Annotated in this window: 23 protein-coding genes and 1 pseudogene; 20 read left to right on the forward strand and 4 right to left on the reverse strand. The window is 68.2% G+C overall.

Annotated elements, in window-relative coordinates:
- Nucleotides 1-120 precede the first annotated feature (120 nt).
- The 13 genes from QZ753_RS04205 (at nt 121) to QZ753_RS04265 (ending at nt 12141) form a co-directional block, all read left to right on the forward strand.
- Nucleotides 121-606 carry an EscI/YscI/HrpB family type III secretion system inner rod protein gene (locus QZ753_RS04205; RefSeq protein ID WP_294641440.1) on the forward strand — a complete coding sequence of 162 codons (486 nt, stop codon included), beginning with the start codon at nt 121-123 and terminating at the stop codon, nt 604-606.
- Between the two features lie 2 nt (nt 607-608).
- Complete coding sequence (sctJ, locus tag QZ753_RS04210; RefSeq protein ID WP_294641441.1) at nt 609-1439, forward strand: type III secretion system inner membrane ring lipoprotein SctJ; 831 nt, start codon at nt 609-611, stop codon at nt 1437-1439.
- A gap of 16 nt (nt 1440-1455) precedes the next feature.
- The gene (locus QZ753_RS04215) at nt 1456-2169 is read left to right on the forward strand and encodes a hypothetical protein (protein ID WP_294641442.1); all 714 of its coding nucleotides are present in this window, start codon (nt 1456-1458) and stop codon (nt 2167-2169) included.
- Nucleotides 2148-2825 (forward strand): type III secretion system stator protein SctL, encoded by a 678-nt coding sequence (gene sctL, locus QZ753_RS04220; protein WP_294641443.1) that lies wholly within the window; start codon nt 2148-2150, stop codon nt 2823-2825. The genes QZ753_RS04215 and sctL overlap by 22 nt, the downstream gene beginning before the upstream one ends.
- Nucleotides 2822-4216 carry a type III secretion system ATPase SctN gene (gene sctN, locus QZ753_RS04225; RefSeq protein WP_294641444.1) on the forward strand — a complete coding sequence of 465 codons (1395 nt, stop codon included), beginning with the start codon at nt 2822-2824 and terminating at the stop codon, nt 4214-4216. Before sctL ends, sctN begins: the two co-directional genes overlap by 4 nt.
- Before the next feature lie 16 nt (nt 4217-4232).
- On the forward strand, nt 4233-4727 hold the full coding sequence (locus QZ753_RS04230; protein ID WP_294641445.1) for a YscO family type III secretion system apparatus protein: 495 nt from the start codon (nt 4233-4235) through the stop codon (nt 4725-4727).
- A gap of 34 nt (nt 4728-4761) precedes the next feature.
- The gene (locus QZ753_RS04235) at nt 4762-5487 is read left to right on the forward strand and encodes a hypothetical protein (RefSeq protein ID WP_294641446.1); all 726 of its coding nucleotides are present in this window, start codon (nt 4762-4764) and stop codon (nt 5485-5487) included.
- Between the two features lie 23 nt (nt 5488-5510).
- The gene (locus QZ753_RS04240; RefSeq protein WP_294641447.1) at nt 5511-6563 is read left to right on the forward strand and encodes a FliM/FliN family flagellar motor switch protein; all 1053 of its coding nucleotides are present in this window, start codon (nt 5511-5513) and stop codon (nt 6561-6563) included.
- Between the two features lie 22 nt (nt 6564-6585).
- Nucleotides 6586-7230: a type III secretion system export apparatus subunit SctR gene (gene sctR, locus QZ753_RS04245; RefSeq protein WP_367171488.1), complete on the forward strand. Its 645-nt coding sequence runs from the start codon at nt 6586-6588 to the stop codon at nt 7228-7230.
- Nucleotides 7231-7243: 13 nt separating this feature from the next.
- The gene (sctS, locus tag QZ753_RS04250) at nt 7244-7510 is read left to right on the forward strand and encodes a type III secretion system export apparatus subunit SctS (protein ID WP_294641448.1); all 267 of its coding nucleotides are present in this window, start codon (nt 7244-7246) and stop codon (nt 7508-7510) included.
- A 10-nt stretch (nt 7511-7520) separates the two neighbouring features.
- The gene (gene sctT / locus QZ753_RS04255) at nt 7521-8453 is read left to right on the forward strand and encodes a type III secretion system export apparatus subunit SctT (protein WP_294641449.1); all 933 of its coding nucleotides are present in this window, start codon (nt 7521-7523) and stop codon (nt 8451-8453) included.
- Nucleotides 8450-9568, forward strand: coding sequence for a type III secretion system export apparatus subunit SctU (sctU, locus tag QZ753_RS04260; protein WP_294641450.1), 1119 nt, complete (start codon nt 8450-8452; stop codon nt 9566-9568). Before sctT ends, sctU begins: the two co-directional genes overlap by 4 nt.
- Before the next feature lie 293 nt (nt 9569-9861).
- Nucleotides 9862-12141 (forward strand): secretin N-terminal domain-containing protein, encoded by a 2280-nt coding sequence (locus QZ753_RS04265; RefSeq protein WP_294641451.1) that lies wholly within the window; start codon nt 9862-9864, stop codon nt 12139-12141.
- Between the two features lie 100 nt (nt 12142-12241).
- Here QZ753_RS04265 and QZ753_RS04270 read toward each other — a convergent pair whose 3' ends face one another.
- The 3 genes from QZ753_RS04270 to QZ753_RS04280 are packed head-to-tail and all read right to left on the reverse strand — an operon-like array spanning nt 12242 to nt 16805.
- Nucleotides 12242-14152 carry a protein kinase gene (locus tag QZ753_RS04270; protein WP_294641452.1) on the reverse strand — a complete coding sequence of 637 codons (1911 nt, stop codon included), beginning with the start codon at nt 14150-14152 and terminating at the stop codon, nt 12242-12244.
- A gap of 13 nt (nt 14153-14165) precedes the next feature.
- Nucleotides 14166-14612 (reverse strand): type III secretion system chaperone, encoded by a 447-nt coding sequence (locus tag QZ753_RS04275; protein ID WP_294641453.1) that lies wholly within the window; start codon nt 14610-14612, stop codon nt 14166-14168.
- 33 nt (nt 14613-14645) lie between these two features.
- Entirely contained in the window at nt 14646-16805 is a 2160-nt protein-coding gene (locus tag QZ753_RS04280; protein WP_294641454.1) for a BON domain-containing protein, read from the reverse strand.
- A gap of 288 nt (nt 16806-17093) precedes the next feature.
- On the opposite strand from QZ753_RS04280, the gene QZ753_RS04285 reads away from it, so the two are divergent.
- The 6 genes from QZ753_RS04285 (at nt 17094) to QZ753_RS04310 (ending at nt 21474) form a co-directional block, all read left to right on the forward strand.
- Entirely contained in the window at nt 17094-17876 is a 783-nt protein-coding gene (locus QZ753_RS04285; protein WP_294641455.1) for a Crp/Fnr family transcriptional regulator, read from the forward strand.
- The gene (locus QZ753_RS04290) at nt 17873-18124 is read left to right on the forward strand and encodes a hypothetical protein (protein ID WP_294641456.1); all 252 of its coding nucleotides are present in this window, start codon (nt 17873-17875) and stop codon (nt 18122-18124) included. Before QZ753_RS04285 ends, QZ753_RS04290 begins: the two co-directional genes overlap by 4 nt.
- Before the next feature lie 26 nt (nt 18125-18150).
- Nucleotides 18151-18474, forward strand: a complete 324-nt coding sequence (locus tag QZ753_RS04295) for an EscF/YscF/HrpA family type III secretion system needle major subunit (RefSeq protein WP_294641457.1) — start codon at nt 18151-18153, stop codon at nt 18472-18474.
- 163 nt (nt 18475-18637) lie between these two features.
- Nucleotides 18638-19861, forward strand: a complete 1224-nt coding sequence (locus tag QZ753_RS04300; RefSeq protein ID WP_294641458.1) for an HrpJ domain-containing protein — start codon at nt 18638-18640, stop codon at nt 19859-19861.
- 26 nt (nt 19862-19887) lie between these two features.
- Nucleotides 19888-20235: a hypothetical protein gene (locus tag QZ753_RS04305; protein WP_294641459.1), complete on the forward strand. Its 348-nt coding sequence runs from the start codon at nt 19888-19890 to the stop codon at nt 20233-20235.
- A 246-nt stretch (nt 20236-20481) separates the two neighbouring features.
- Nucleotides 20482-21474, forward strand: a complete 993-nt coding sequence (locus QZ753_RS04310; protein ID WP_294641460.1) for a helix-turn-helix domain-containing protein — start codon at nt 20482-20484, stop codon at nt 21472-21474.
- Nucleotides 21475-21490: 16 nt separating this feature from the next.
- Here the strand turns inward: QZ753_RS04310 and QZ753_RS04315 are convergent.
- Nucleotides 21491-22419 (reverse strand): annotated as a pseudogene (locus QZ753_RS04315) (IS3 family transposase); the annotation flags it as partial.
- A gap of 230 nt (nt 22420-22649) precedes the next feature.
- On the opposite strand from QZ753_RS04315, the gene QZ753_RS04320 reads away from it, so the two are divergent.
- The gene (locus tag QZ753_RS04320; RefSeq protein WP_294641461.1) at nt 22650-23237 is read left to right on the forward strand and encodes a hypothetical protein; all 588 of its coding nucleotides are present in this window, start codon (nt 22650-22652) and stop codon (nt 23235-23237) included.
- Nucleotides 23238-24254: the final 1017 nt, after the last annotated feature.

Raw genomic sequence — 24254 nt, forward strand, 5'->3', positions numbered from 1 at the left:
GACGCAAGGGTGGATTTCGGGACGCTGCGCCCTAACAGGGGAACGGGCGTGAATAGGCACATCCCCTTGCCGAACCTATAGTCCGCGCCAATGCGGCCTGACCGACCAGGGACGGGACGCTTGAAACGGGGGGTTCTCGTCATGGTCTTGCCGGTCGTCTCGTCGGTGGCGGTTCCCGTTCCCCAGGTCGCAACTCCCGCGATCCAAGCCATGCCCGACCGCGTCGCGGCCTTTGACGCCGCCCTGGTGCGCGGCGACGCCGGCCTCGTGCCCGCCACCCCCGCGCCGCCCGTCGCCCCTGCGGCGCAGACGGACGAGGCGGGTGCCCTCGACCGCGCGCGCGCGGGCTTCGGCCTCGAGCCGGCCTCGGCCGTGGGCGCCCCCGCCGAGGGCGACATGATCCTTCAGGGCATGCAGAAGCTGCGCGGCATCTTCGACGGCGGCCAGGAACGCATCGGCGCCATCATGGACAAGTCGGGCACCGACGCCTCCAGCCTGATCCAGATGCAGCTCGAGCTGACCAACTTCACGCTCATGGTCGACATGTCGTCCAAGCTCACGGGCAAGACCACGCAGGTCTTCGACACGCTGATGAAGGGCCAGTGAGGGTGAAGGGCCGCAGCGGCGCGGTGCGCCGTTCCCTTCGCGCCGGGGCGGCTCTCGGTCTCGCCCTCCTTCTGTCCGGCTGCAAGACCGACCTCTACACCAACCTCACCGAGTACGAGGCCAACCAGATGCTCGCCGTGATGATGGCGAACGGCATTCCGGCCGACAAGGCGGCCCTCGGCGAGGCCTTCACGGTGCGGGTCGAGAAGGATGACATGCTGCGCGCCATCGCGCTGCTCAACGACAAGGGCTACCCGCGCAACACGCGCGAGTCGATCGGCAAGATCTTCGAGAAGTCGGGCATCATCTCCTCGCCCTTCGAGGAGCGCGTCCGCTACATCTACGCGCTCGGCGAGGAGGTCGCGCAGACCCTGTCCCAGATCGACGGCGTCGTGTCGGCGCGCGTCCACATCGTCCTGCCCGAGGAGCCCCAGCTCGGCCAGCCGGTGCGCCCGAGTTCGGCCGCTGTGTTCATCAAGCACGAGCCCAACGTCGACCTCGACTTTTTCGTGCCCCAGATCCGCCGGCTCGTGTCGAGCGCCATCCAGGGCCTCGACTACGCCGCCGTCGCGGTGGTGCTGACCGAGGCTGCGCCTACCGAGGTCGCCCCGCTCCAGACGGAAACGCGCATGGTGTCGGTCCTCCCCGGACTGAGCGTGCCCGAGGCCGACGCGGGGGGCGTGCGCATGATGGTCTATGCCTTGGCCGGCACGCTGCTCCTGCTCCTGACAGGCTCGGTGGCGGGGCTCGTCTATTTCCTGCGTGGTCGCCGACGGACCGTCCGCGCGGCGCCCGCGGTCGACCCCGGCAACGCCCTGATGGAGCCCTCGTGAGCGCGGGGCGTGCGTCATGACCGGCTTTGCGGCGGATGCGGGCCTCGATCTGCGCGCCTTTCCGTTCGCCTGCATGTTGGCCGAGGCGGTTCTTGGCGAAACGGAGGCGGTCGTGCCGCTGAAGCGGGCCGGGGTAATCACCCTGCCGGATCTGCGCGCGCTCGCCCGGGTGGCGACCTTTCGCGGGCCGCTTCGCCGCGGCCTGTCGGCGGGATGCGAACGGTCCGACCTGTCGGCCGTCGTCATGGGCGAGCTCGTCGCGCGGGCGAGCGGGCGCATGGCGGTCCTGGTGGCGACGCGGCCGCACGTCGAGACCGATGCCGTGGCATTGCTCGTGGCGGGCGCGGTCTGGCACCGTCGTCTTCTGCGCCTGGCTCTGCGCGCCGAGCGCGCCCATGCGCGCAGCGCTCTGGGCGCCGAGACGACCCGCATCGCCACGCAGGAGGTGCCGACCCTCCACCCCTCGCTGGCCTTTCTCGATGCCGGCGACGAGGCGTGGGCGACGATGATGCAGGCCGACGAGGCGGACGGGCGCCGGGCCGCCACGGGTTACGGCTACGACGTACTCCTGTCGTGCCTCGACGCCGCCTCGCCGCCCTTGGGCGACTTCGCGCGCAGGCGGCTTGGGCTCGACAGCCACGGAGTGCCCCCGATCGCCCCAGCGCTGGAAGCGCATCTCGTGAAGTTCGTGTCCCGAAGGGTGCCCGCGTGGTCGGCTATTATCGGTTGAAGGAGTTCGGCTTCGCCTTGGCGGGCGGCGCCCACGTTCTCAAGCGCGCCGAGCTGGAGCCGGTGGCGGCCGCCACCGCGCTCGTGGCCGAGGCCGAGCGGCGCGCCGTCGAGATCCTGGCCGGTGCCGAGGCCGCCTTCGAGGCCGAGCGCGAGCGCGGATACCGGGATGGCCTGGCCGCCGCACAGATCGAAGCCGCCGAGCGCCTGCTGCGCGAGAACGTAGTCTTGGACGCGCGTCTGGACCGGATCGAGGACGATCTCGCCGCGCTGGTGGTGGCTGCGGTGCGCCGCATCTTCGACGACTTCGACGACAACGAAACGGCGTTGCGTCTCGTGCGCGCCGCGCTTGGACAGATGCGGCGCGAGCACCGGGCCGAGTTGCGCGTGGCGCGCTCTCAGTTCGCCGAACTGCGCGGCGAGGTCGATCGCATCCGTGCCGACTTTCCCGAGCTCCAGCTTCTCGACATCGTGGCCGACGACACGCTCGTGGCGCCCTCCGTCGTGGTGGAAACGGCGATCGGCCGGGTCGAGGCGGATCTGGCGCGCGGCCTTGGCGATCTGGAGGCGCTGCTGCGCGGCATCGGGGCCGGCGAACTCGTCGCGCGATCGGGATCGGGAGCCGAGGCGCCTCCCGAAACGGAGCGCGCCGCGTGACGCGCCCCTCCTCACCGGACGTCGCGTCCGGCGCGGCGGAGCTGCGGGCCGAACGTGCCCTTCGCCTCGCGCACCGTCTCGACGGCACGCCGGTTCGGCTGCGCGCCGGGATCGACCGCTTCTCCCCCTTCGGCGTCACGGGTCGCGTGCGTAAGGTGGTGGGCACCATCATCCATGCCGCCGTGAGCGAGATCCAGGTCGGCGAGATCGTGGAGTTGGTGACGCGTGGAACCGGTACGCGGCTGCTTGCCGAATGCGTCGGTTTCCTCGACGAGGAAGCGCTGCTTTCGCCGATCGGGGAGACGCAAGGGGTCAGCCCGCGCACCGAGGTGCGCCGGACGGGCCGCGTCCAGTCGGTGGCCGTCGGCCCCGGCCTCAAGGGCCGTGTCCTGGACGGTCTCGGAAACTTCGTGGATGGGCTGGAGCGGCCCTTCGCGCCCGCCGCCTGGTATCCGGTCTACCAGGACCCGCCCGACCCGATGAAGCGGCGCGTGATCGACAAGCCCCTGCCGCTCGGCGTGCGTGCGCTGGATGCCATTTTGACCTGCGGCGAGGGGCAGCGCATGGGCATCTTCGCGGCCGCCGGCGGCGGCAAGTCCACGCTTCTGTCCATGCTGGTCAAGGGTGCCGACGTCGACGTCACGGTGCTGGCCCTGATCGGCGAGCGCGGACGCGAGGTGCGCGAGTTCATCGAGCACGATCTCGGCCCCGAGGGCATGGCGAAGTCGGTGATCGTCGTGGCGACCTCCGACAAGAGCTCCATGGAGCGCGCCAAGGCCGCCTTCACCGCGACCGCAATCGCCGAATATTTCCGCGACCAGGGGCAGCGTGTCCTGTTCCTGATGGATTCGGTCACGCGCTTCGCCAGGGCCCAGCGCGAGATCGGCCTGGCCGCCGGCGAGCCGCCGACGCGTCGCGGTTTCCCCCCGTCCGTCTTCGCCAACCTGCCCAAACTCATGGAGCGGGTTGGCATGAACGACAAGGGCTCGATCACCGCGCTCTACACCGTGCTCGTCGAGGGCGACGACATGAACGAGCCGGTGGCCGACGAGACGCGCTCGATCCTCGACGGGCACATTATCCTGTCGCGCCGGCTCGCCTCGGCCAACCACTATCCCGCGATCGACGTTCTTGCCTCCAAGAGTCGCGTCATGGGCGCGGTCACGACGCGCGAGCACCGGCAGATGGCGAGCCGCATCAACCAGTGGCTCGCCGCCTATGCCGATGTGGAACTCCTGGTGAAGGTCGGCGAGTACAAGCCCGGCTCGGACGCCGAGGCCGATCTCGCGATCGCCAAGCACAAGCCGATCAACAGCTTTCTCCAGCAGGCCACCGACGAGTTCGACAGCTATCAGACCGTGCTCGACAAGCTGGCTCTGGTGACGCGGTAAGGGGAGGGCAGAGATCATGATCGGCCAGATGAGGACGCTTCTGAAGGTCAAGGATCTGAAGCAGGAACAGGCGTTGCGCGAACTGCAGCGCAGGCGCTCCGCCCTGGCCGAGGCCGAGGCGCGCCGCACGCTCGCCCAAGAGGAGGAGGCCGAGAGCCGCCGCACGCTCGACGCGCGCGAGGACGCGATCTATGCCGGCATCATCGGCCGGGTCGTGAACCTCGACGTCATCGACGACACCAAGGGCAGCGCCGAAAAGCTGCGGCGCGGGCATGGCATCCTGCAGGACGTGTGCGAGCGCGCCGTCCACGTCGAAGTTCGAATGAGAGACGAGACCGAGCGCCAGGGCGAGATCTACCGCGCCGCCCTGCGGGTCCGCGACAAGTATACGATCCTGACGGAGCGTATGACGGCCGAGCAGGAGGCCGAACGTGCTTATGCCGAGGAAAGCGAAATCGAGGAACTCTTCGCGCGGGCGCGTCCGGGGCCGGGATCGCGAGGTCGCCCGTGAGCCCGGCCGCCGCCGTCTCGCGAAGGGTGTCGTGATGCGCGTCGTGCAGACCGGTTCCGAAGCGCCCGCCAGCGTCGCGCAGCCCGCCGACGCGCATCGTCGGCGTCACGAGGAGCCCGGCGGCGATCTCGCGCGGCGCGATGCCCGCTCGGACGCCGGCCACAAGGATCGGGCCGGGCACGGGCTGGACCTTGCGCAGGGTCGCGCGGAGGACGGGCGCGAGCAGCGCTTCCGCGAGAGCCTGAAGCGCCACGCGTCGGGGGCTGCGCGCGCGGCGACGGCGGGCCGGACGGAGGATGACGACGATCCCGGTCGCCGGCTCCTGGCCGAGCGTCCGCCGCTTCCGCCCTTCCCCCTCGCCGCCACGGCCGTCGCCCTCGCTCCAGCGACCCTTCCCACGCAGCGTGCCGAGCGGATCTGCGACCTCGTGGAGGCTGCGCTGCGCCGCAGCGGGGCGCCGACGCCCGGCACCCCGGTCGTGATAGCGCTTGATGCGCCGCTTCTCATCGGCAGCGGTCTTGCGGGCATCCTCATCACAATGGGCGCGGACGCGCTCGACGTCGTTCTGTCGCCCGAGCCCGGCGCCGACGTCGCGCGTCTCATGGACACAGCGCAGACGTTGGCCGACCGGTTGCAGCAGCGCTTCGGCCGCCGTGTGATCCGTATCCACGAGGGACCGCGCGGTGCGGCCGAGCCGGATGCCACTTCGGCTTCGGGGTCCACCGCGCCCGTCGCCGGGCCGACGGGGTGGCGCCCGTGAGGGCGTTCCAACCTGCCACGGAGATGTTCGCCGGCGGCGCCGACGCCGCAGCGGGCCTTGCGATGTGGAACGCGTTCGTGGCTGGCGCAGGGACGCCGCGCGAGGTGGGCCGCTGCAACCTGACTTACGAGCTGGCCGACCCGCCGGTAGCGAGCGCGGGCGTCGTCGCTCTTGCCGCGCCCGGCTGGGCCACCCCCGTCCTGGTGGAGCCTCTCGACTTTCCCTTTCGCGAACTGGCCGGTGCGGACATCGAGGTCGCGGATCTCCCGGCGTTGCCGGCCGAATTACGCCGGGCGGTGTGTTCGGGCATGCTTGCGCAGGTCCGCCGGATGCTGGGGCCTCTCGAGGCGCTGCCCGGCGCCCTTACCCTGGCCGAGGAGGGGGCGCCCACCGGCGTCGACGCGACGGGGCGGGAATGGCTGCGGCTGTGTCTCACGGGCGCCGACGGCACGATCGAGGCGCTTGCGGGTGTACCGCGAGCGCTCCTCCTGCGAACGTTGGCGGACGGGGTGGCCGCCGCGCCGGCCGGCCCGCTCGCCGCCGCCGTGCAGATGGACGTCGACCTGTCGCTTGGCTCGATCCGTCTCACCAGCCGCGAACTCGTGGCCCTCGCGCCAGGCGACGTCGTCGTGCTGGCCGACGACCCCGCCCGCCACTACACGCTGCGCGCGGGAACCGTCGCCTTTCGCCTCACCCAAACCCAGGACGGCTGGATCTCGGCGGGCGCCCAAGCTCCCGAGCGGCCGAAGCCGACCCCGTCGGCGGCCTTCGCGAGGAGCATCATGACCACCGAGAACGAGGACGGACCGCTGCACGAGGCCGAGGGGGGCGACCCGCTCGACCTTTCGGAGTTGCCGCTGGCGGTGGACTTCGATCTCGCCCGCGTCCAGCTTCCCTATGCCAGCGTCGCCACGTGGCGGGCCGGCTCGCTGATCGAGTTGACCCCCCCTGCCTCCGACAATGGCGTCCCCGTGACGATCCGCGTCAACGGCGCGATGGTGGGGACGGGCGATATCGTGCGCATCGACGAGCGGATCGGCGTGCGCATCACACGCCTCGTCGCTCCCGGCCGCTGACTTCTCTGTTTCGGGCCGACCGGTGATTGATCCCCTCAACCTCATCTTCATCGTCGCGATCGCGGCGCTGTTTCCGTTTCTGGCGGTTGTGGCGACCAGCTTCATCAAGCTGTCGGTCGTGTTCCTGCTCGTGCGTAACGCCATCGGCGTGCAGAACATCCCGCCCAACATGGCGCTGAACGCGCTGGCCATCATCCTGTCGGGCTACATCATGGCGCCCGTCGCGGTGGAGACGTTCAACATCATGGCCGCGCAGCCGAGCGTCGACATGGGTTCGGCCGAAGGCATCCGCGCCGCCTACGACGCCGGAAAGGGACCGCTCCTCGAGTTCTTGAACCGCCACGCGGCGATGCGCGAGAAAATGTTCTTCCTGGAGGCGGCGCGCTCACTGTGGCCGCCCGACCTCGCGGCCCAGCTCACCGAAACGAGCCTCGCCGTTGTCCTGCCTTCGTTCACGGTGACCCAGCTGCGCGAGGCTTTCGAGATCGGTTTCCTTCTTTATCTGCCCTTCATCGCGATCGACCTCGTCGTATCCAACATCCTGCTCGCGATGGGCATGATGATGGTGAGCCCGCTGACCATCTCCTTGCCCTTCAAGCTCTTCCTGTTCGTGATGATCGACGGCTGGTCGCGCCTGATCCTCGGGCTTGTGAAGAGCTACGTATGAGGAGGGAGCATCCATGAGCCCCGACGTCGCGCTCCAGCAGATCCAGGAGGCCATGCTCCTCACCATGGTCTTGTCCCTGCCGCCTATCATCGTGGCGTCCGTGGTGGGCATCCTCGTCAGCCTCCTCCAGGCGCTGACCCAGATCCAGGAGCAGACCGTCTCCTTCGCCATCAAGCTGATCGCGGTCGCGTTCACCATCGCGGCAATGGCGGGGCTGCTCGGCTCGGAGATGGTGAACTTCTCGATCAAGCTCTTCGACGGCTTCCCGAGCATGACATGAGGGACGCGTCATGAGGGAGATCGCCGATCTCGCGCGCCTCTACGGCACGATCTTCGACCGCGAGATCATCGCGCTGATCCTGACGCTGCCGCGCATCTACGCCTTCATGTCGGTGTCCCAGCTCCTCGCCGACACGGCCGTGCCACGCCTGCCGAAGGTCGCCGCGATCCTGTCGCTCTCCGTGATCGCCGTTCCGATCAACTACGCGTATGTCGACGCCTTCGACCGCACGGTTCCGTCGTTTGCCCTCTACCTTCTCAAGGAGTACGCGATCGGCTTCGTACTCGGCTACATCGTGGGCTGGATCTTCTGGGCCGTGCAGTCGGCCGGCGCCTTCATCGACAACCAGCGGGGCGCGGCGATCGCGGCCTCTATCGATCCGCTCCAGGGCCACGAGACCTCGCCGCTCGGCATCCTCTTCAGTCAGGCGTTCCTGACCTACGTCTACACGGTCGGCGCGATGCTGCCGATCCTCGGGCTCCTCTACCAGAGCTACGAAATCTGGCCGGCGACGCGCGGCGTTCCGGTGCTCTCGCCCGAGTTTCCCGAACTCGCGCTCGCCGTTGCCGACAACGCGCTGCGCGTCATGGTGGTGATCGCGGGGCCCGTGGTCGCGATCATGTTCCTGGCCGAGTTCGCGCTCGCCATGGTGAGCCGCTTCGCGCCCCAGGTGCAGGTCTTCATCCTCGCCATGCCGATCAAGAGCGGCCTCGCGATCCTGATCCTGATCTTCTACTTCTCGCGCCTGCTCCCCTACGGCACGGAGCAGCTCGGCACCTTCCCCGCCTTCATCGACCGCTTCTACGCCGTGATGCGCTTCTCCGGCACGGCGCCGGTGCCCGCCGCCGGCCCCGCCGGTCAGGCGGTCGAGCCGCGCGCCGAGCCGCTCGTGATCAGGCCGCCCGCCGCTCCCCCGCCTTCGAACCGGGGTGCGCAGCCATGAGCGAGGGCGGCGAGAAGACCGAGCTCCCGACACCTAAGAAGGAACGCGATGCGCGAGAGAAGGGTCAGGTCGCCCGATCCCAGGAGGTTGTCACAACGGTCTCGCTCTTGGCCGTGATCGCCTATGTCTGGATCATGTGGGGCACGGTGAACGACACGTTCGTCGGCATGTTCGACCAGATGGCGGTCCTGGCGGCCGGCGACTTCCGCACCAACGCCATGACCGGCGTCCTCTATGCCTTCCGCGAGAGTGCGCTCCTGCTCGCGCCCGTGCTGGGCGTCGTGATCCTTGCGGGAATTGCGGCCAACTACGCCCAGTTCGGCTCGCTCTTCTCGTTCGAAAGCATTGCGCCAAAGCTCGAGAAGATCAGTCCGGCGGCCGGCTTCAAGCGCATCTTCTCGATGAAGCAGGTCGTCGACCTCCTGAAGTCGGTGCTCAAGATCGCCTTCCTGTCGGTGCTGCTCTACCACGTTCTGTCGGGCGCGATCGGCCCCTTCATGAACGCGCTGGACTGCGGCCTCGTCTGCATCGGCGACGTGACGATCTCGATCCTGTTCCAGACCCTTGCCTATTCGGCCGCCGCCTTCATCGTCGTCGCGGTCGCCGACTTCGCCTACCAGAAGCATTCCCACACCAAGAGCCTCATGATGTCCAAGGACGAGGTGAAGCGGGAATACAAGGAGAGCGAAGGCGATCCGCACATCAAGGGCAAGCGCAAGCAGCTCGCTCACGAGCTGGCCATGAGCGACGGCGGGGCGGCCGCGCGCAAAGGCACCGCACTCGTGGTGAACCCGACCCATTTCGCGGTGGTGATTGACTACCGTCCGGGCGAGACGCCGCTGCCCATGGTCACGGCCAAGGGGCAGAACGCCATCGCCGCCTATCTTCGGCGCGAAGCCGAGGAAGCGGGCGTTCCCGTGTTCCGCAACCAGGTCTTGGCCCGCGCGCTCTTCGCCGAAGCCGATCTCTACGCGCCGGTACCCGACGACCTCTTCGATGCCGTGGCCGAGGTGCTGGCTTGGGTCAATCGGAACCGGGACCGTCTTTACGGGGGACGCCTCGACCACGGGGTCATCGACATGGAACGCGCCGAGCACCGCTCCGGCAGCGCCTGAAGGCCGCCGCGGCGACGCCCGGATTGTGCACAGGCTGGACGCAGCTGCCTGTACTGGGACGCAGACGTAAAACCAGCCACAACGCTTCTGGTTTAATAAGATTCCCGGCTGCTAGGAATTCTGCGGCGGTCGTAGGGAGCTGCCGGGTGAGCGGGACGTCTGGCCTCCGGGCAGGCGGGCGTGAGGCGGGGACCGGGACGAGCATGGACCGAGGCATATCGAAGGCGCGTTCGCCGTCTCGGCATCGACCAGGTGCGCGCGACCGTCGGCGAACGCTTCTTGTCTCGTCGGCATTGGCCGGTGCCCTGGCGCTGTCGGCCTGCGTCTCCTCGCTCGACGACATGGTCGGGCCCACTGGACAACCGCGTCTTGAGAACGGCGAGGCGGAGCGCTCCGGGCCCGTCGTGGACGTGCGCCGCATCAATGCCGCGAGCGTGGCGCGCGGAGCCGAGCCCTTCACCGGCTTCGTCGGCAGCCAAAGCGTCGAATACGCGCCCAATACGGTCCAGCTGACGCAGGATCTCAACGAGCTGCGCACCAGCAACACGACCGGCTTCGATCCGAACGAACGCATCTCTCTGGACTTTCAGAACGCGAGCGTGAATTTCGTTCTCCAGCAGCTGCTCGGTGGCGCGCTCGGCCTGAACTACGTCGCGCCCGACAACCTGCCCGGTCGCATCACCTTCCGCACCGAGACGCCGATCCCCAAGAGCCGCGTGCTCGACGTCGTGCGCGACCTCCTTGCGCGAAACGACCTCGTGATCCGCGCGATCAACGGCGTCTATCATGTGGGATCGGCCGCCGTGATCCAGGGGCTGACCGCCAACGCGGCCGCGGGCTCGGCGGGCGAGGAGATCACACGCATCGTCAAGCTCGGCCGGGGCAACGCCGCGCAGGTCGTCCAGCTCGGAAACGCGCTGGTGCCGGGCGGCGTGCAGCTGCAGGCTTCCTCATCGCCCAATACAGTGGTGCTGCGCGCCAGCCCCGACGAAGCGGATGGGGTCGAGCGCCTGCTGCGAACCATCTCGCAGTCGGCGGTGAGCCAGGGGTCGGTGGCCATCGTGCCGCTCGGCCAGAGCGAGCCGTCCGCGATCGCCGAGCGCGTCAGCGCTTTCTACGCCTCCACCATCCGCGGCGACGAGCCGTCGATCACGGTGCTGCCACTGGAAGCCCAGCGCGCCCTCTTGATCGGCACGCCCGACGCCCAGCAGATGAATTCCGTACGCCTCCTCGTTCAGCAGCTCGACCGCTCCACGACCGACGTGTCCTCGCTGCGCGTGATTCCGCTGACGCATCTGCGCGCCGAGGAGATCGCGCCTCAGGTCAGCAGCGTCTTCGGTTCCGGTGCCGGAACGGCGCGCGGCGGCGGGGCGCGCGCGGCGCGTCGCGACGTCCTCACCGATCCCAAGCGCACCGCGCCCAGGAGCCGTCTGTTTCCACGCGCGCGCCTGCCGGGGGCGGGCGAGGGGCCCCTGTCGGACTCGGAAGCCGATACGGGCTCGGGCACCACCCTGTCGCCGCCGCCGGCGATCGACCTACCCGCCGACGGCGCCGAAGCGGGACCGCGCAGGCGCGCGGCCGCGTCGGGCGAAACCAGCGCCGAGGGGGATGCCGCTGTCGTCGGCGAAGGTCAGGGCGGGTCGTCGGTCCAGATCGCGCCGCCAGCCGCCGACGAAATCCGCATTGTTCCCGACACGCGTACCAACACGCTGCTCGTCTACTCCAGCTATCGCATCTTCAACCAGATCCGCGAGACCGTGGCGGCGCTGGACGTGCCCGAAGCCCAAGTTGTCATCGAGGCCACCGTGATCGAGGTCACGCTGAATGACCAGCTCGAGCGGGGTGTCCAGTTTTTCTTGGAGTCCAACGGCATCGGGGCAGGATCGGGCATTCCCTCCGCTGTCTCACCAACCACGGGCGGTATCGTCGGCTTCTCGGGGACGCTCGGCAACATCTCCGTCAACGCGGTGCTGACCGCGCTGCGCGACGTGACCAACGTCAAGGTCGTGTCCTCGCCCTATCTGACGGTGCTCAACAACCGCACCGCCCGGCTCGTGATCGGTGACCAGATCCCCTTCGCCACCGCGACCCAGGCCTCGAGCAATCTCGGCAACGTCACCGTTACGCGGGAGATTCAGGTCGTGGACACCGGCGTCGTGATGGAGATCACGCCGCAGATCCATGCCAACAACTCGGTGAACCTCGCGATCAGCCAGTCAGTCTCGACGCCGAAGCCAGGTTCGGCCTCGGAGGAACTGACGCCGACGATCGCCACGCGCGATCTCCAGAGCCAGGTGCTCGTCCAGTCGGGCCGCACGATCCTACTCGGCGGCCTGATCCAGGACCGGGTCGAGAACGGGCGCTCCGAGGTGCCGGGCGCGGGCGACATTCCGGTGCTCGGCAATCTCTTCCGTCAGCGCACCCAGGTCGCCGCGCGCAACGAACTCCTCGTTCTGATCACGCCGCGCGTGACGCGCACCTCCAGCGAGATCGAGAACATCACGCGTCTCCTGCGCTCCTCGCTGGTGGACGGGGGCGGCGTGGCGCCGCAGAGCGTGGTCGAGAAACCCTGAGGCGGCGAGGTCGCGTGCGGCCGGCGTTCCGCCCGGGACGGTTTCCAACGAGAAAGGGTGGCCCGCGGGGCCGCCCTTTCTTGTTGGATCGCCACGTTCCTCAGGCCGCGAGGCCGGCGATCCTCGTTCGCGCCGCGGTCTCGTTGGCGGGCGACAGACCCCGAATGGCCGGGTGATCCAGCACCGCATCCATCGACAGGCGCTGGTGCGGATCGGGATGGAGGAGGCCGTTCAGGAGGGCGTCCACCTGCGGATCGCCGCTGGTTCCCGCCAGGAACGGGGTAACTAGGTCGATTCGGTTGCCGATATCGGCGACCGTCGAATCCACGGCGCGCTGCGAAAGGTCGAGGCCGAAGTCCCGGAACTTGTGCGCCGTGTTCGCCGACTGGCCCGGCGAGCGGTCGTAGATCAGCGAGAACACGGTGGCGCCCAACGCCCAGACGTCGCCGGTCTTGCCATGGCGCGTGCTGTCGACCCCGCTTTCCTGCGAGGCCATGGCCACGTTCCGGCGCACGGCCTCCTGCAGGACGCGCCGCTGCTCGCCGTTCAACCCCTTGCCGCGGAACCGCTCGTCCACCTGGTTCGCCAGATTGTCGATCTTGTTCTGGTCGATCAGAAGATTGTTGCTGGTCTCGTCCGCCCGCTTGAAGCGCGACGCCGCCCGGTAGGCCGCGTCGCCGTCGCGGTCGTACTCGGGGGCGGTGTAGTTCGATCCCCCGTTCTTGATCGCAGCGTTGCCGTAGGAGTAGTCGCCCGTCTTGGTGGCGGTTCCGAAGTCGGCGATCTTGGTGACCGCTCCGGTGCCGATGAAGCAGTTGGTCGGCTTGAAGTCGGCATGGACCAGGTCCGAGGTCTCGTGCATGTGCTTCATGCCGGTGGCGAGGTCCTTCAGCACCGTGAGGGCGATGTTGCGCCGCTCGACCGTGGTGAGGGTTGCATCCTCCTTCATGTCCCGGATAAGCCCGCCGACGTCGCCCATCGGCGCGTATTCCATGGCGATCAGAAGCGAGCCGTCCTCGCCCAAGACCGTTCCCTTCAGGCCCACGACGTTGGGAGAGCCGCTGACGGCGCGATGGGCTGCCACCTCGTCGCGGATCTCCTTACGCGCCTCCGGCGAGGTGGCTTGGATGGCGGACTTCACCGCGATCCGCTCCGTGCCGCCCTTCTCCTTGTAGAGATCGACGCTGCCGAAGCCGCCCTGGCCGAGATGTCGGTCCAGCTCATAGGTCTTGCCGCCGATCGTGATGTCGCCGGCGGCGTCCTTGCGGCCGTCCGCGAGCGCGGCCGCCGCGCTTCGGACCGCCGTCTCAGCCGCGGCCTTCACGCCCTGCAGCGTTTCGGCGTCGGGCTTGCCGGGAAGCGCGGCGACCATCAGCTGTTCCAGCGCCTCGCGCATGGCCGGGGCGCCGGTGAGCACGAAGCTGTCCTTATCCGCCTGCGAGGCGGTCCTGGCGAAGTCGAGCGCGAGATGCCGGCCGACCTGCGCCGGATCGCCGCCGACGAGCGGCTCCTTCGCGAAGCGGGGCGCCGTGTCGCCGACCGGCGCGCGCAGCGACTCCAGCTCTCCCAGCATCAGGCCGGCGGCCTGGCCGAGCGCGCCCGGGGTCAGCTTATCGGGCGAGGGGCCGCGCATGCCGTCGTCGGCTCGCACCGCGGCGGCCATCATCTTCAGGGACGCGCCCTTCAGCTCGCCCTTGAGGCCCGACTGGAGAGCCGTCCTTACGCTGGAGAATACGGCGGGGTCCGCGCGCGGGCCGGCGCGGTTGACGACGCCCGCGATCGCATCGCGCGTTTCCCGGTTCCGGTTCGGGCTGGTGAACTTGGCGAAGAAGTTACCGATGTCCTCCTTGGCCTTGGCGAGGCCCGTGGGCTTGGGGCTGGCGTAGAGCACGACGCCGCCGGCCGTGCGCTCGGTCCTCACGCGGTCCTTGTCGTGAAGGTTCAGCGCGAAGTTCTGGAGCTCGTCGAGGCGGGTGTTCGTGTTGAGCTGCAGGCGGGAGATGTTGGACATGACGGCGCCCTCCTCAGATCCGGATCGCGATCATGCCGAGGTCGAGATCGCCCGCCTGCGCCGGGGCGGGCGCCTGCGCGACGAGCGGGGCGAAGGCGCGCGCCTTGGCCGCGATGTTCTGGAGGACGTCCAGAAGGAGAGGCACGTTCATGCCTTCGCTCGGCACCTCCGCCAGAAGGACGACCTCGCCGTCCGGACCGAGAGCTGAGCACATCCCGGTCTCGCGCCGCAGGAGGTTGTATTGGAGGAGCGTCTCGTAGACCTCCAGCCGACCCGCCGAGGGCGGGCCCGCGACGACCGCGGTGAGGAGGTGGCGCTGCGCCGCGCGATCCTCCTCGACCTGGATGTCGAGGTCCTCGAGTCGCACCACCCAGGTCTCGCCTATGGCGGTCACGGCCAGGATGTCGTCGTCGAGAGGCCCGATCGCCTCCATGAGGGGCGAGATGTCGACATGCGCCATGGAGGTCGTCCTTCTAGCTGGAACGAAATCCTTCTAGCGGACGATCCAGTTGACGCTTGTGCCGAAGATAACAGCGGAAAAGCCGTCACCGCCCCGATCTACGGCCACGCCGAGCTCGCCGACGCTGGCGATGCGGCTGTTGCGATCGGGCGCGGCGCCCTCGCGCAGCTTCTCGCCGCCCCGCAGCTGCACGAAGCGGTCCTGTCCGACGTTGGCGCCCGCGATGTCGAGCGGGTAGTCCGACAGGTCGCGCGTGATGAAGTTCACGAAGCCCGGATTGCGCGCCACCTCGTCGAGATAGACCGACTGGATCGACAGGCCGGCGCGCCGCGCGCAGCTGTCGAGCCGGCGCGGGTTGAGGGCCGCCTCCAGGACGAGCGGCCGGGTCGCCGCCTCGATGCTGCCGAGCGACAGGTCCTCGCTGACGGACAGGAGGTCGAGCCAGAACAGCGTGCCCGCCACGTTCGCCTCGGTCAGCTTGGCCGTCGGCCAGCAGGCGAGATCGGCGTCCGACAGGGGGCCGGGCCGGCGAATCGGCGCGTAGCGCTGGCTGAGGGCCGCCGGGGAGTCGGTGCCGGGCGCGGCGCGTGCGAGCGCCTCCAAGGCAGCGCCGAGGCGCCGCCCCTCCGGGTCGCGGGGAAGATGGCCGGAACCCCAGGTGCGCAGGAGCCGGCGCACGGTGTCGTCGTCCGCGTACAGGCCGGCCGAGCCAGCGCCAGCCGCCGTGGCGAGGGGATCTTGCGCGTCTCCGGTGCGACGTCCGGGCTCGGCGGTCAGCGGGGTCTCCACCCCGACGACGCGCGGCGCCGCCACGATGCCGCCTGTTGTCACCGGACCCGGCTGTGCTCCGCCGAGGACCCGGCTCACGTTGACCGCCGCCTCCGCGGGCGAAGCGGTCTCGGTGACGAGCGCCGGCGGGGAGGCGGGCTGACCTGCGAAGACGTCCGCCAGATCATAGGTGCCCGATACGAGCCGGTCCGTATCGAGCCGCACGTCCCCTTGCGCCAGCGCGGCAGAGCCGATCACCAGGGCGGACCCGGCGGTGGGGGCCGGCTGCATCGTGCCGTCCGGATTCTGCAGGCGTACCAGCGACCGCAGGGCGATCTGCGGCGCGTATTGCGCCGTATAAGCCTGCAGAAACCCCACCCAGGCGTCGACCTTTTCGGTCGGCACGACGCCGCTCATCTCGATCAGGGAGCCGTCGAGGCGCAGGATCGTGAGCGGCGCGATCTGCGAGCGCTCGGCAAGGCGCCGAACGGCGGCCAGGAGCGTGTCGCGGGTCTCGATCTCGGACGTCAGGGAGGCGACGCCGATCACGTTGTCGGCGACGAGCGCGGCGACGCGACCGGCCTCGGCCGGATCGAGGATCGTCCCGCGCAGCGTCACCTCGCCCCGGTCCGAAAGCGTGAAGTCAATCCCGGGCGCCTCGACCGACAGGAGCTGGGCGATCTCGCCCTTCATGGAGTCCAGGACGCCGACGCGCAGCCTGACAGCCGGGTCGGCCGCGCGCGTATCGGCGAGGACGGCGCGCCGCTCGGCCGGCGTCGCCACGAAGCCGGTGACGAACACCTCCCCGTCGACCTCCGCGCGCGCCTCGACGTTGCGCGCGAAGGGCAACGCGGCGATCGCCTCGCGCACGGCCTCGATGCTGCCGCGTCCCTTGCTCCCGCCCGCACCACCGACAGATCCTCCGACCGGAAGCGTGGCAGCGGCTGCGCCGAGCGCGGCCAGCACCACGGCGAGCGGCACCGCCCAGCGCAGGCGGCCCGCATTGGATTCGACGACGCCGCTCACGGCATGGCGCTTCCGCAGTCCGCTTCGGCGCAGCTTCACGGGAACCGGAGGCGGCTCCTGGGAGAGCGAGGACCAGTTGGCGCTTGGCAGGCCCGTGGTGAAGCGCGTCGTGCCGGCCCACACCACATCGAGCGGCTCGAGATCGGCGAACTCGCCGTTCGGCAGGATCCGGGTGCCTAGTGTCGTGCTGGCCGGCCCGGCGCCCCCCGCGAGCGCCACACGTCCCTCGCGAACGCGCAGCCGTACGTGGCCCGGCAGAAGCGAGACATCCAGAACCTGGATGTCGTCCTCCTCGCCAGAGCCGAGGCTGTAGGTCCCGTCGGTCAGAAACACGTCGACGCCGGACTGTACGCCCGTCAGGATCTTCAGGATGATCGGTTCGGCGGCAGTGTCGGACATGGCGGTCGTTCCGGGAAGGGCACCTCGGCATCATGCCGGGCGGGCACCGCGGCCGCCGCGCTCCACAGGGAGAACGCGTCGTCCGGCGCCGAGCGTCGTCGCTCCTTCCTGTACCGCTTCCTCGTCCGGGGCGTGTAGGCCGCCGGCTCCTTTTCCAAGTGCGCGTGTGTCGATTTGGGATTGCGCGGAACGTTTTGAGACGCTGCGCAGTGGTACGCGGGATGGTCGCTGACGCATGGTCGCCATGTCGGACCGCCGTCCTAGCGGCGCGTCGTGGGAGGGCAGGGCATGGGCACGATGGGACGCTTCGCGGCGGATCGCAGCGTGGGGGGTGGCTTGGCGCCCTCACCCTTGCGCGCGACCTCGTCCGCGGTCGAGCGGATCCCGTTTCGCGCCGGTTCGGAGTTCCGCTCCCTGTCACCCGCCGCCAGTCAGGCGCTGTCGGCGGCGGCCGGCGTCAAGCTCTACGGGCCCAACGAGTTCATCTATCTTCAGGACGATCCGGCCGCTCACCTCTACTTCGTCCGGTCCGGCCATGTGCGCCTGTCCTATCTTCTGGAGGACGGAACGGCGGTCCTGTTCGCGATCTTGCCGCCCGGCGAGAGCTTCGGCGAGCTCGGCGTCTTCTCGGCCAGCACCCATCATGACATGGCGACCACAGTCGGCAACGCCTCGGTGTTCCGCGTTTCGGCGGGCGACGTGAAGGCGCAGGAGGCGCGGGGCGAACTGCCGCTCGCCCTCGGTCGCACGGTCGCCCGACGCTACCGCGCCTATATCGCGCTCACGCGATCGCTCGGCCTCAAGACGCTGAACGGACGCCTGTCGCAGGCCCTGCTGCGCGTCGCCGACGACCTCGGCTCGACGGCGACGCACCTGGGTCGAGACGTTCAGAGCGTCGGCGCCTTCGTCACCCAGAGTGATCTCGGCCTGATGGCGCGCGGGGCGCGCTCCAACGTCAATCGCGCGCTCAAGGCGTGGGAAAAGGCCGGTTGGATCGCCATGTCCGACCGCTCCATCCTGATCCTGAACCGGCGGCGGCTCGAGTCGCTCTGGCTGGAGGAGGGACTGTGAGCGAAACCGAGCGCGTGGCCATGACCGATCTCGCCGAGCGCCTGCTCGGGCCCGGCGGCGCGGGCGAGGCCAAGCGGCTCAGCGCGCGCCTCGACGCGCTCGCCGACGACAACCGGCGCCGCCTCGACGCGGGCGAGATCCCGGCCGTCTTCGAGCGTCGCCAGACGCTTGCCCGCGCGCTGGAAGCTGCGCGCGACCTCATGCGGGGGATCTGCCGTTGGGCTCCCCCCGGTTCCCCCAACACCTGAACCCTCAACCGGAAGGAAGCATGACCATGGCCGCAAGCACGTTCACCGGCGTCGGCACCTCGACCCTCTATCAGCAGCCCACTAGCGGCACCAAGCTCGCCGGCACCGAGACGTTCGATAACCGCGACGGTTTCGACCTGATCTGGCGGCAGAAGCGCCTGGGCGACCAGATGGAGGCGATCGAGGAGGACATCCGCGAGATCGAGAAGAACGCCAACCTGTCGGACACCGAGAAGATGTTCGCCATGCAGATGGCGATGAACACCTGGTCGGCGGTCTCGAACCTTCGCACCAACATGCTCAAGACGGTCGCCGACACGTTGAAGTCGATCGCGCGCAACGTCGCCTGACAGGGTCTGATCGGTGCCGGCCGTGCCGTTCGGCACAGCGGCCGGCCGATAATCACCCGCCGTCTGCCGGATGGACTAGAACGGCCGATGCCCCGCAAGGGCCAGCGGCCGTTGCCCGTTTCGGGGCGCGGTCCCTCGTTCCATCGTTTTGTCGGAGTGGCCCATGGCCGGAGCGATCGAAACCACCCGTCAGAACCTCGCCGCGCTTGCGGTCACCTCGCCCGTCGGCGCCGAGGTCACTCGCGCGGCTCAGGGAGACTATCGGGGGCAGACGGTCGAGACCTCCTCCGAAACCTCCAAGCTGGAGGATGCGAAGGAGGAGATCGGCATGGCGGTCGCCCATCGTTCCGACAAGCGCACGCTCGGCCAGCGCCAGGTGCGACAGGGTCAGGGCGCCCATCTCGAGGCCATTGCCCGCATCGCCGACTATTACGACAAGCTGCCCGACATGCCTCGCGAGAGCGAGTTGCAGGGCCTTGTCGAGGACCTGACACGCATGCAGGACCTCCTGTCGGGCGGCGGGCAGGGAGGCGGGCCCACCAAGGACGACGTCCTGGCGCTGCTCGGCCGCTTCGACTCCGATCCCACGCACCAGTTCGCGGGCCTCGAGATCGCGCGCGAGTTCTTCGCAGCCAGCGGGGCAACAGTGGAGTTCCAAGCGCTTTTGGAGGGCGTCCGCGCCGAATACGAGCGAGGCGATCTCGGTCGCGAGGTGCGGGCGGGCTTCGCGGTGGCCGAACTGGCGGCGCGCGAGGCCGCGACGCTTGAGACCGATCCGGCCGCTGTGCGGGAGACCTACCGCCAGCTCCTGCGCGAGACGCCGGACATGAACCGCGTCTTCGACGCGTTCCGCTGCTTCGATCCCCTGAAGCGTCTCGACGAGGTGGTCGATCTGTTCCTGATGGCGGCCGGCCGCGACATGGCCGCCACCGGTCCCTCCAGCGACCCGGCCTTTCTCCACGCGCTGATCACGGAGATGTCGAAGCTCAAGACGCTCGGCACAGTGATGGAACTCCTGAACAACCTGTGCCGCACGACCGACCGCCTCCTGAAGCCGGGCGAACGGCCGCAGGGTAGCGCGACCGACGCCACCGGCCTGCTTCTCGCCTTCAGCACGCGCGCGACCAGCGGCCTGGCGGACGCTCGCGCGCTCCTCGCACGCTACGGGACCTGTTCGGCCGAAACGCAGCTCGTCTACGCCAACGGGTTGCGCCTTGCCCACGCGGAATTGCCGGACGACGTCATGCCCTCGCTTCAGTCCCGGCTCCAACAGGTCGCCGCTCTCATGATGCTCCAGGACCGAGCCGTGGCGGAAGAGGAGTTGGAGTACGAGGGCCGGGGGAGCCCGGGCGAGCCGGTGGGGCAGCGCGCGGGGGCGAGCCGATGACCTTCTCTCCGGCCGTCGAGACAACCATGGTTGCCTTCGCCGCGCAGATCGGCCTCGCGGCGCGGCCGACCGCCGATGGACGCTACGTCTTCGCCTTCTCGCGCTCCGGGCTCCTGGGCTTCGAGAGCGGGGACGGGGGTGGCCGTGTGGTGATAAGCTTGACCCGGCCGCTGCCCCGACCGGGCGACGACATGGACGCGCGTGTTCTGGCCCTTGCGGGACCCGACCTTGCCGAGGAAACCTTTCTTCATGCCGGCTTGACAGCGCGAGACGAGGCGCTCTTCGCCCTGTCGATCCCGGAAAGCGAGTTCGGGCTGCCGGCCATCGAGCGATCGCTGGGGCGCCTGATCGCGGCGCAGGATGCCCTTGGCTGATGCACTCGGCGACCCGGCCGGGATGGGGGCGGACGCAGCGTCGGCCATGTCCACCTTCCGCTAAGGAACAAACCCACAGGTTGAAATGTTCGGACAGCATTATGCCTCTGCCATGCCGCGTGGTGCTCGTCCGGTGGTGACCTATTGCGGAACGCTGTGTCGTGGTCGCTCCTTCCACGCATCTGGGACTGCTGATCGGTGACCGTCGAATCTCCCTTGCCGAAGCTGACCCTGCGTAGTGCAGACATGACGCCACAGAAGGCACTGGCGATCTGGCAGGCCACGTTGCCGCAATACGATATCGGTCTGGCGCAGACGCCGATCGAGGAGTTCTGGATCGATACATCGGCCTGGCTGATGGAGCCGATCCTGTTCACGGCGGGGCGTACCGCCGCTGCCAGTTTTGTCCGGCCTGCCGGAAAGATCGGCGACGGCTACAACAACATCATCTTCATGCTGTTTCAGCGGGGCCGCTACGCCGGTGATGCCGACGGGCGGCCGTATGATTTCGGCGAGGGCGAGGTCTGCGTCATGGATGCCGCGCGGCCCTTCGGTGGACGCTGCACGGAGTGCCAGTACGTTCTCGTCAACGTGTCGCGCGATGTCATACGCCGTCTCCTGCCCCACCTTCCCGATTTCCACGGCCGGGTCCTGAACCGGGCGGGCGGGCGCATCCTGGCCGAGCATTTCAGCGCCTTGGCCCGTTACCTGCCGCAGATGAACCGTGAGGAGGCGCTTCGCATCACGCAGGCGACCCTGACGCTCATGGCGGCGAGCCTTGGCGAGCTCTACGAAGGCCCGGCCAATGTCGAGCAGACGACGGCCTCGGCGATACGGCGTCGGGTGGAGCGCTACATCGACCGTAACCTCGCCTCTCCGACCCTGCTGCCGGAGACGATCTCCCAGGATCTGGAGATCTCGCGCTCCACCCTCTACCGGGCCTTCTCGGTGCTGGGCGGCGTTTCCAACTATGTCCAGACGCGCCGTCTCGATGCGGCGCGCGCGCTGCTGTTCCATCCCGAGGAGCATCGCTCGATCGGCCAGATCGCCGACGCGCTCGGTTTCGAAAACCAGGCCTCCTTCTCGAAGGCTTTCCGCCGCCGGTTCGGTTGCTCGCCCCGCGAGGCGCGGTTGCGCGGCTCGACGCGCATCACCTCCAGTCAAGCCCTGTTCGAGTCTTGGAGCCACGTCCTCGCCGACGCCGATCCGAAGTCGGCTCGCGCGACCTTCGGTTCCTGACGCACAGTCCTTGCCGAATGCTGTGCCGCCGCAGTTCCGCTTGGTACCCGGTCGAGCAGAATTGGCTGTCTCGATCCGCGTGGTGAACGAGCCCGGCGGTGGGACATCGGACAGCGACAGCACGACGCAGGGCCGACAGGGCCAGTTCCTTGTGTAGGGGGTCACTGGTGGCCCAGCCGCCGACGCGTCGGGCGAAGAGGTTGATCACGACGGCCAGATAGAGCCACCCTCCCGCGTTCAGACGTAGGAGATGTGTGCACCCCGTTTCCGGTTCGGACCGCTTGTCGCGCAGTCCTGATCCAGGGGATTCGGCGCGATCGGAAAGGCATGTAGGCTGTCTGTGGTGCGCTTGAAACGCGACTTCTGCCGGGCCTTCATATCGTTATGGCGCATCAGGCGGGCAACGCGCCGACGCCCGATCGGCAAGCCGACGTTGCGGAGCTCTTGCACCATGCGGGGGGCTGCCATAGGTCCCGGTCGAGACTGCAAAGGCCGCGCGAACATGGGCGAGCCGCATCAAGTCGGTGTGTTGGCGGTGACGAGCCGGGCGCGCTTCCCAAGCGAAGTAGCCGCTCGGAATGACGCCGAGGACCTGACGCAGGTGGTGGACGGGGAATTCCTTCGTCGCCGCATCCATGAAGCGGAACCTCATCGACTTCCCTCTTTGGCGAGAAAAGTCGCGGCTCCCTTCAAGATCTCGCGTTCCTGGCGCAGGATCTCATTCTCGCGCCGAAGCCGCTTCAACCCGGCTGCCATATCCTCCTGGCGCTCAGGAGACGGCGCCTCCAGAGCGCGCTCCCGACGCTTGTCGAGCCAGCGGCGCAACGCCGAAAGCCCGATGCCGAGATCCTCGGCGATCTCGCGCTGCGTGCGGCCGCTCGTCTCCACCAGACGAACGGCCTCCGCCTCAAACTCTTGCCCGAACCGGCGCTGCGCCTTGCCCAGGAAATGCTCCTCATTCCGTCACAAGAGATCTCCACTGTCCCGGGGCAAGTCCAGATCCTGCCGACGGGGCTGGCGGTATGTGCCTCCTGCGAAGGCTGCCTGACGCTTCGCACCGGCACCTTGGGCAGAGCGCCAAGGTTCATCGTTGCGACACCCGCTCAGCGTGCGCGCGCTCGGGCAAAATCGTCTGCAAGGGCCGATCGATCCGCATAGACACACTCGACGATCTCGTGGTCGAGCACCTTTCCGAACGTCTCTTCACGACCGAGCGGCTGACCGAGCTTCTCACTTCCATCACTGGAGACCGCGCCGAGAAGGTGGCTGAGGTCGATGGGCGAATCATCGCCCTCCAACGCGAGGCGACGGATGCCGAGGAGAAGCTGAAGCGGCTCTACCGCATGGTCGAGGACGGCATCACCGAGATGGACGACATCCTGCGAGAGCGAGTGGGCAGTCTTCGGCTCGACCGCGAGCGTGCGCAAGCGGCACTCGACCGCGTGCGTGCTCAGATGGTGCCGAGCCAGGTGATCCCGTCCAAGATCGTCGAGCAGTTCGGTCAGGCGATGCGCGAGAACATCCGCTCGGGCGACGTGCCGTTCCGCAAGGCGTATCTGCGCTCCGTCATCGACCGCGTTGAAGTCGATGACGCGACCGTCCGCATCGTCGGCGACACCGCCACGCTCGAACAGGCGATTGCCGGACATGCGGGCGTCATGGCAAATGTATCCGCCAGCAAGTTCGGTGTTCGCAGATCTGTACGGAAATGGCGCGCCCGACAGGATGAAAGTGGGCACTGGCAGATCGAGGTGGCGCTGTGACGAGGAACAGGCGCACCGATCCTTTCACGGCGGCTTCGTCGGCGTCTGAACCAACCCGAAGCGCGTCAACGGAGGCAAGCTATCGGAAATGCTTCGATCGTTTGTGGGCGCAGTTTGGTGCCCAAAACCCACCCTATCATCGCTTGGACGTTACAACCTACGCTCACTGGCTCATCGGGCGTCGGCATGACTTGGATGCCGCGACGTTTCGCCAATATCGCAGCGCCTCTACCTTCATGATTGGCGAGCGGCTCCGGGATGAAGCGTTCGCTTATGGAGAACGAGAGGACAGTCTGTACGCCCTTAGTCTGTTGTTGGCTTCACGGTCTCCATTTTCGACGGGTTCGACGGGAGAGCGAGCTTCCTTCAAGACTCTGCCGAGGCGGACCTCTGCCAAGAAGGCGAAGACCGTCGCTCCTGCCGATTGGGATCGGCTCATGGCAACTCTAGCCTTGAGCCGAAGCCGGCATGTTCGGTCGATCGGCCTTCTTCTTGCAGCGGGTTTGTGCACCGGGCTTCGCCCGTCCGAATGGAGAGACGCGCACCTGACGATTGACCCTGTTTCGGGAGAACGTCATCTGACAGTCGTCAATGGAAAAAAATAGCAACGGCCGTGCGCATGGACCAACCCGAACCTTGATTTGGCGGCAGGCTTGTCCCGAGGTGGACGTCATCGCCGCATGGATGACGCATCTCGATCAGCTTTTGCCCCGCGATCGGGACGAGCGAGCGCGCAAGTGGGAGGTGCTCTACAAATCGTGGCGGGGCGGATTATGTAAAATCACATCAAAACTATGGCCGCGTCGGAAGCAGCGCCCATGTTTTACACGACTAGGCATATGTTTGCAGCGGCGGCAAAGGACGCTTGCCTCAGCGGCGTTTGCTCGCGTGAGGAGCTCGCTGCCTTGCTTGGGCATGCGACGGACGCGACAGCTTCCACGCATTACGCGCGGCCTTCGAAAAACGGCAAAGCCAAAAGGCCCCTTACGCTACCAATAGCGGATCCGTCCGAGATAG

It is taken from the genome of uncultured Aureimonas sp., from assembly GCF_913775355.1.
Classification (GTDB): Bacteria; Pseudomonadota; Alphaproteobacteria; order Rhizobiales; family Rhizobiaceae; genus Aureimonas.

Excerpts from the sequence above, each read along its gene's own strand:
- QZ753_RS04310 (WP_294641460.1), top strand. The coding sequence starts at position 20,482 with ATGACGCCACAGAAGGCACTGGCGATCTGGCAGGCCACGTTGCCGCAA.
- QZ753_RS04240 (WP_294641447.1), top strand. The coding sequence starts at position 5,511 with ATGTTCGCCGGCGGCGCCGACGCCGCAGCGGGCCTTGCGATGTGGAAC.
- QZ753_RS04285 (WP_294641455.1), top strand. The coding sequence starts at position 17,094 with ATGGGCACGATGGGACGCTTCGCGGCGGATCGCAGCGTGGGGGGTGGC.
- sctU (WP_294641450.1), top strand. The coding sequence starts at position 8,450 with ATGAGCGAGGGCGGCGAGAAGACCGAGCTCCCGACACCTAAGAAGGAA.
- QZ753_RS04280 (WP_294641454.1), bottom strand. The coding sequence starts at position 16,805 with ATGTCCGACACTGCCGCCGAACCGATCATCCTGAAGATCCTGACGGGC.
- sctS (WP_294641448.1), top strand. The coding sequence starts at position 7,244 with ATGAGCCCCGACGTCGCGCTCCAGCAGATCCAGGAGGCCATGCTCCTC.
- QZ753_RS04305 (WP_294641459.1), top strand. The coding sequence starts at position 19,888 with ATGGTTGCCTTCGCCGCGCAGATCGGCCTCGCGGCGCGGCCGACCGCC.
- QZ753_RS04230 (WP_294641445.1), top strand. The coding sequence starts at position 4,233 with ATGATCGGCCAGATGAGGACGCTTCTGAAGGTCAAGGATCTGAAGCAG.
- QZ753_RS04275 (WP_294641453.1), bottom strand. The coding sequence starts at position 14,612 with ATGGCGCATGTCGACATCTCGCCCCTCATGGAGGCGATCGGGCCTCTC.
- QZ753_RS04235 (WP_294641446.1), top strand. The coding sequence starts at position 4,762 with ATGCGCGTCGTGCAGACCGGTTCCGAAGCGCCCGCCAGCGTCGCGCAG.
- QZ753_RS04215 (WP_294641442.1), top strand. The coding sequence starts at position 1,456 with ATGACCGGCTTTGCGGCGGATGCGGGCCTCGATCTGCGCGCCTTTCCG.
- sctT (WP_294641449.1), top strand. The coding sequence starts at position 7,521 with ATGAGGGAGATCGCCGATCTCGCGCGCCTCTACGGCACGATCTTCGAC.
- QZ753_RS04300 (WP_294641458.1), top strand. The coding sequence starts at position 18,638 with ATGGCCGGAGCGATCGAAACCACCCGTCAGAACCTCGCCGCGCTTGCG.
- QZ753_RS04270 (WP_294641452.1), bottom strand. The coding sequence starts at position 14,152 with ATGTCCAACATCTCCCGCCTGCAGCTCAACACGAACACCCGCCTCGAC.
- QZ753_RS04295 (WP_294641457.1), top strand. The coding sequence starts at position 18,151 with ATGGCCGCAAGCACGTTCACCGGCGTCGGCACCTCGACCCTCTATCAG.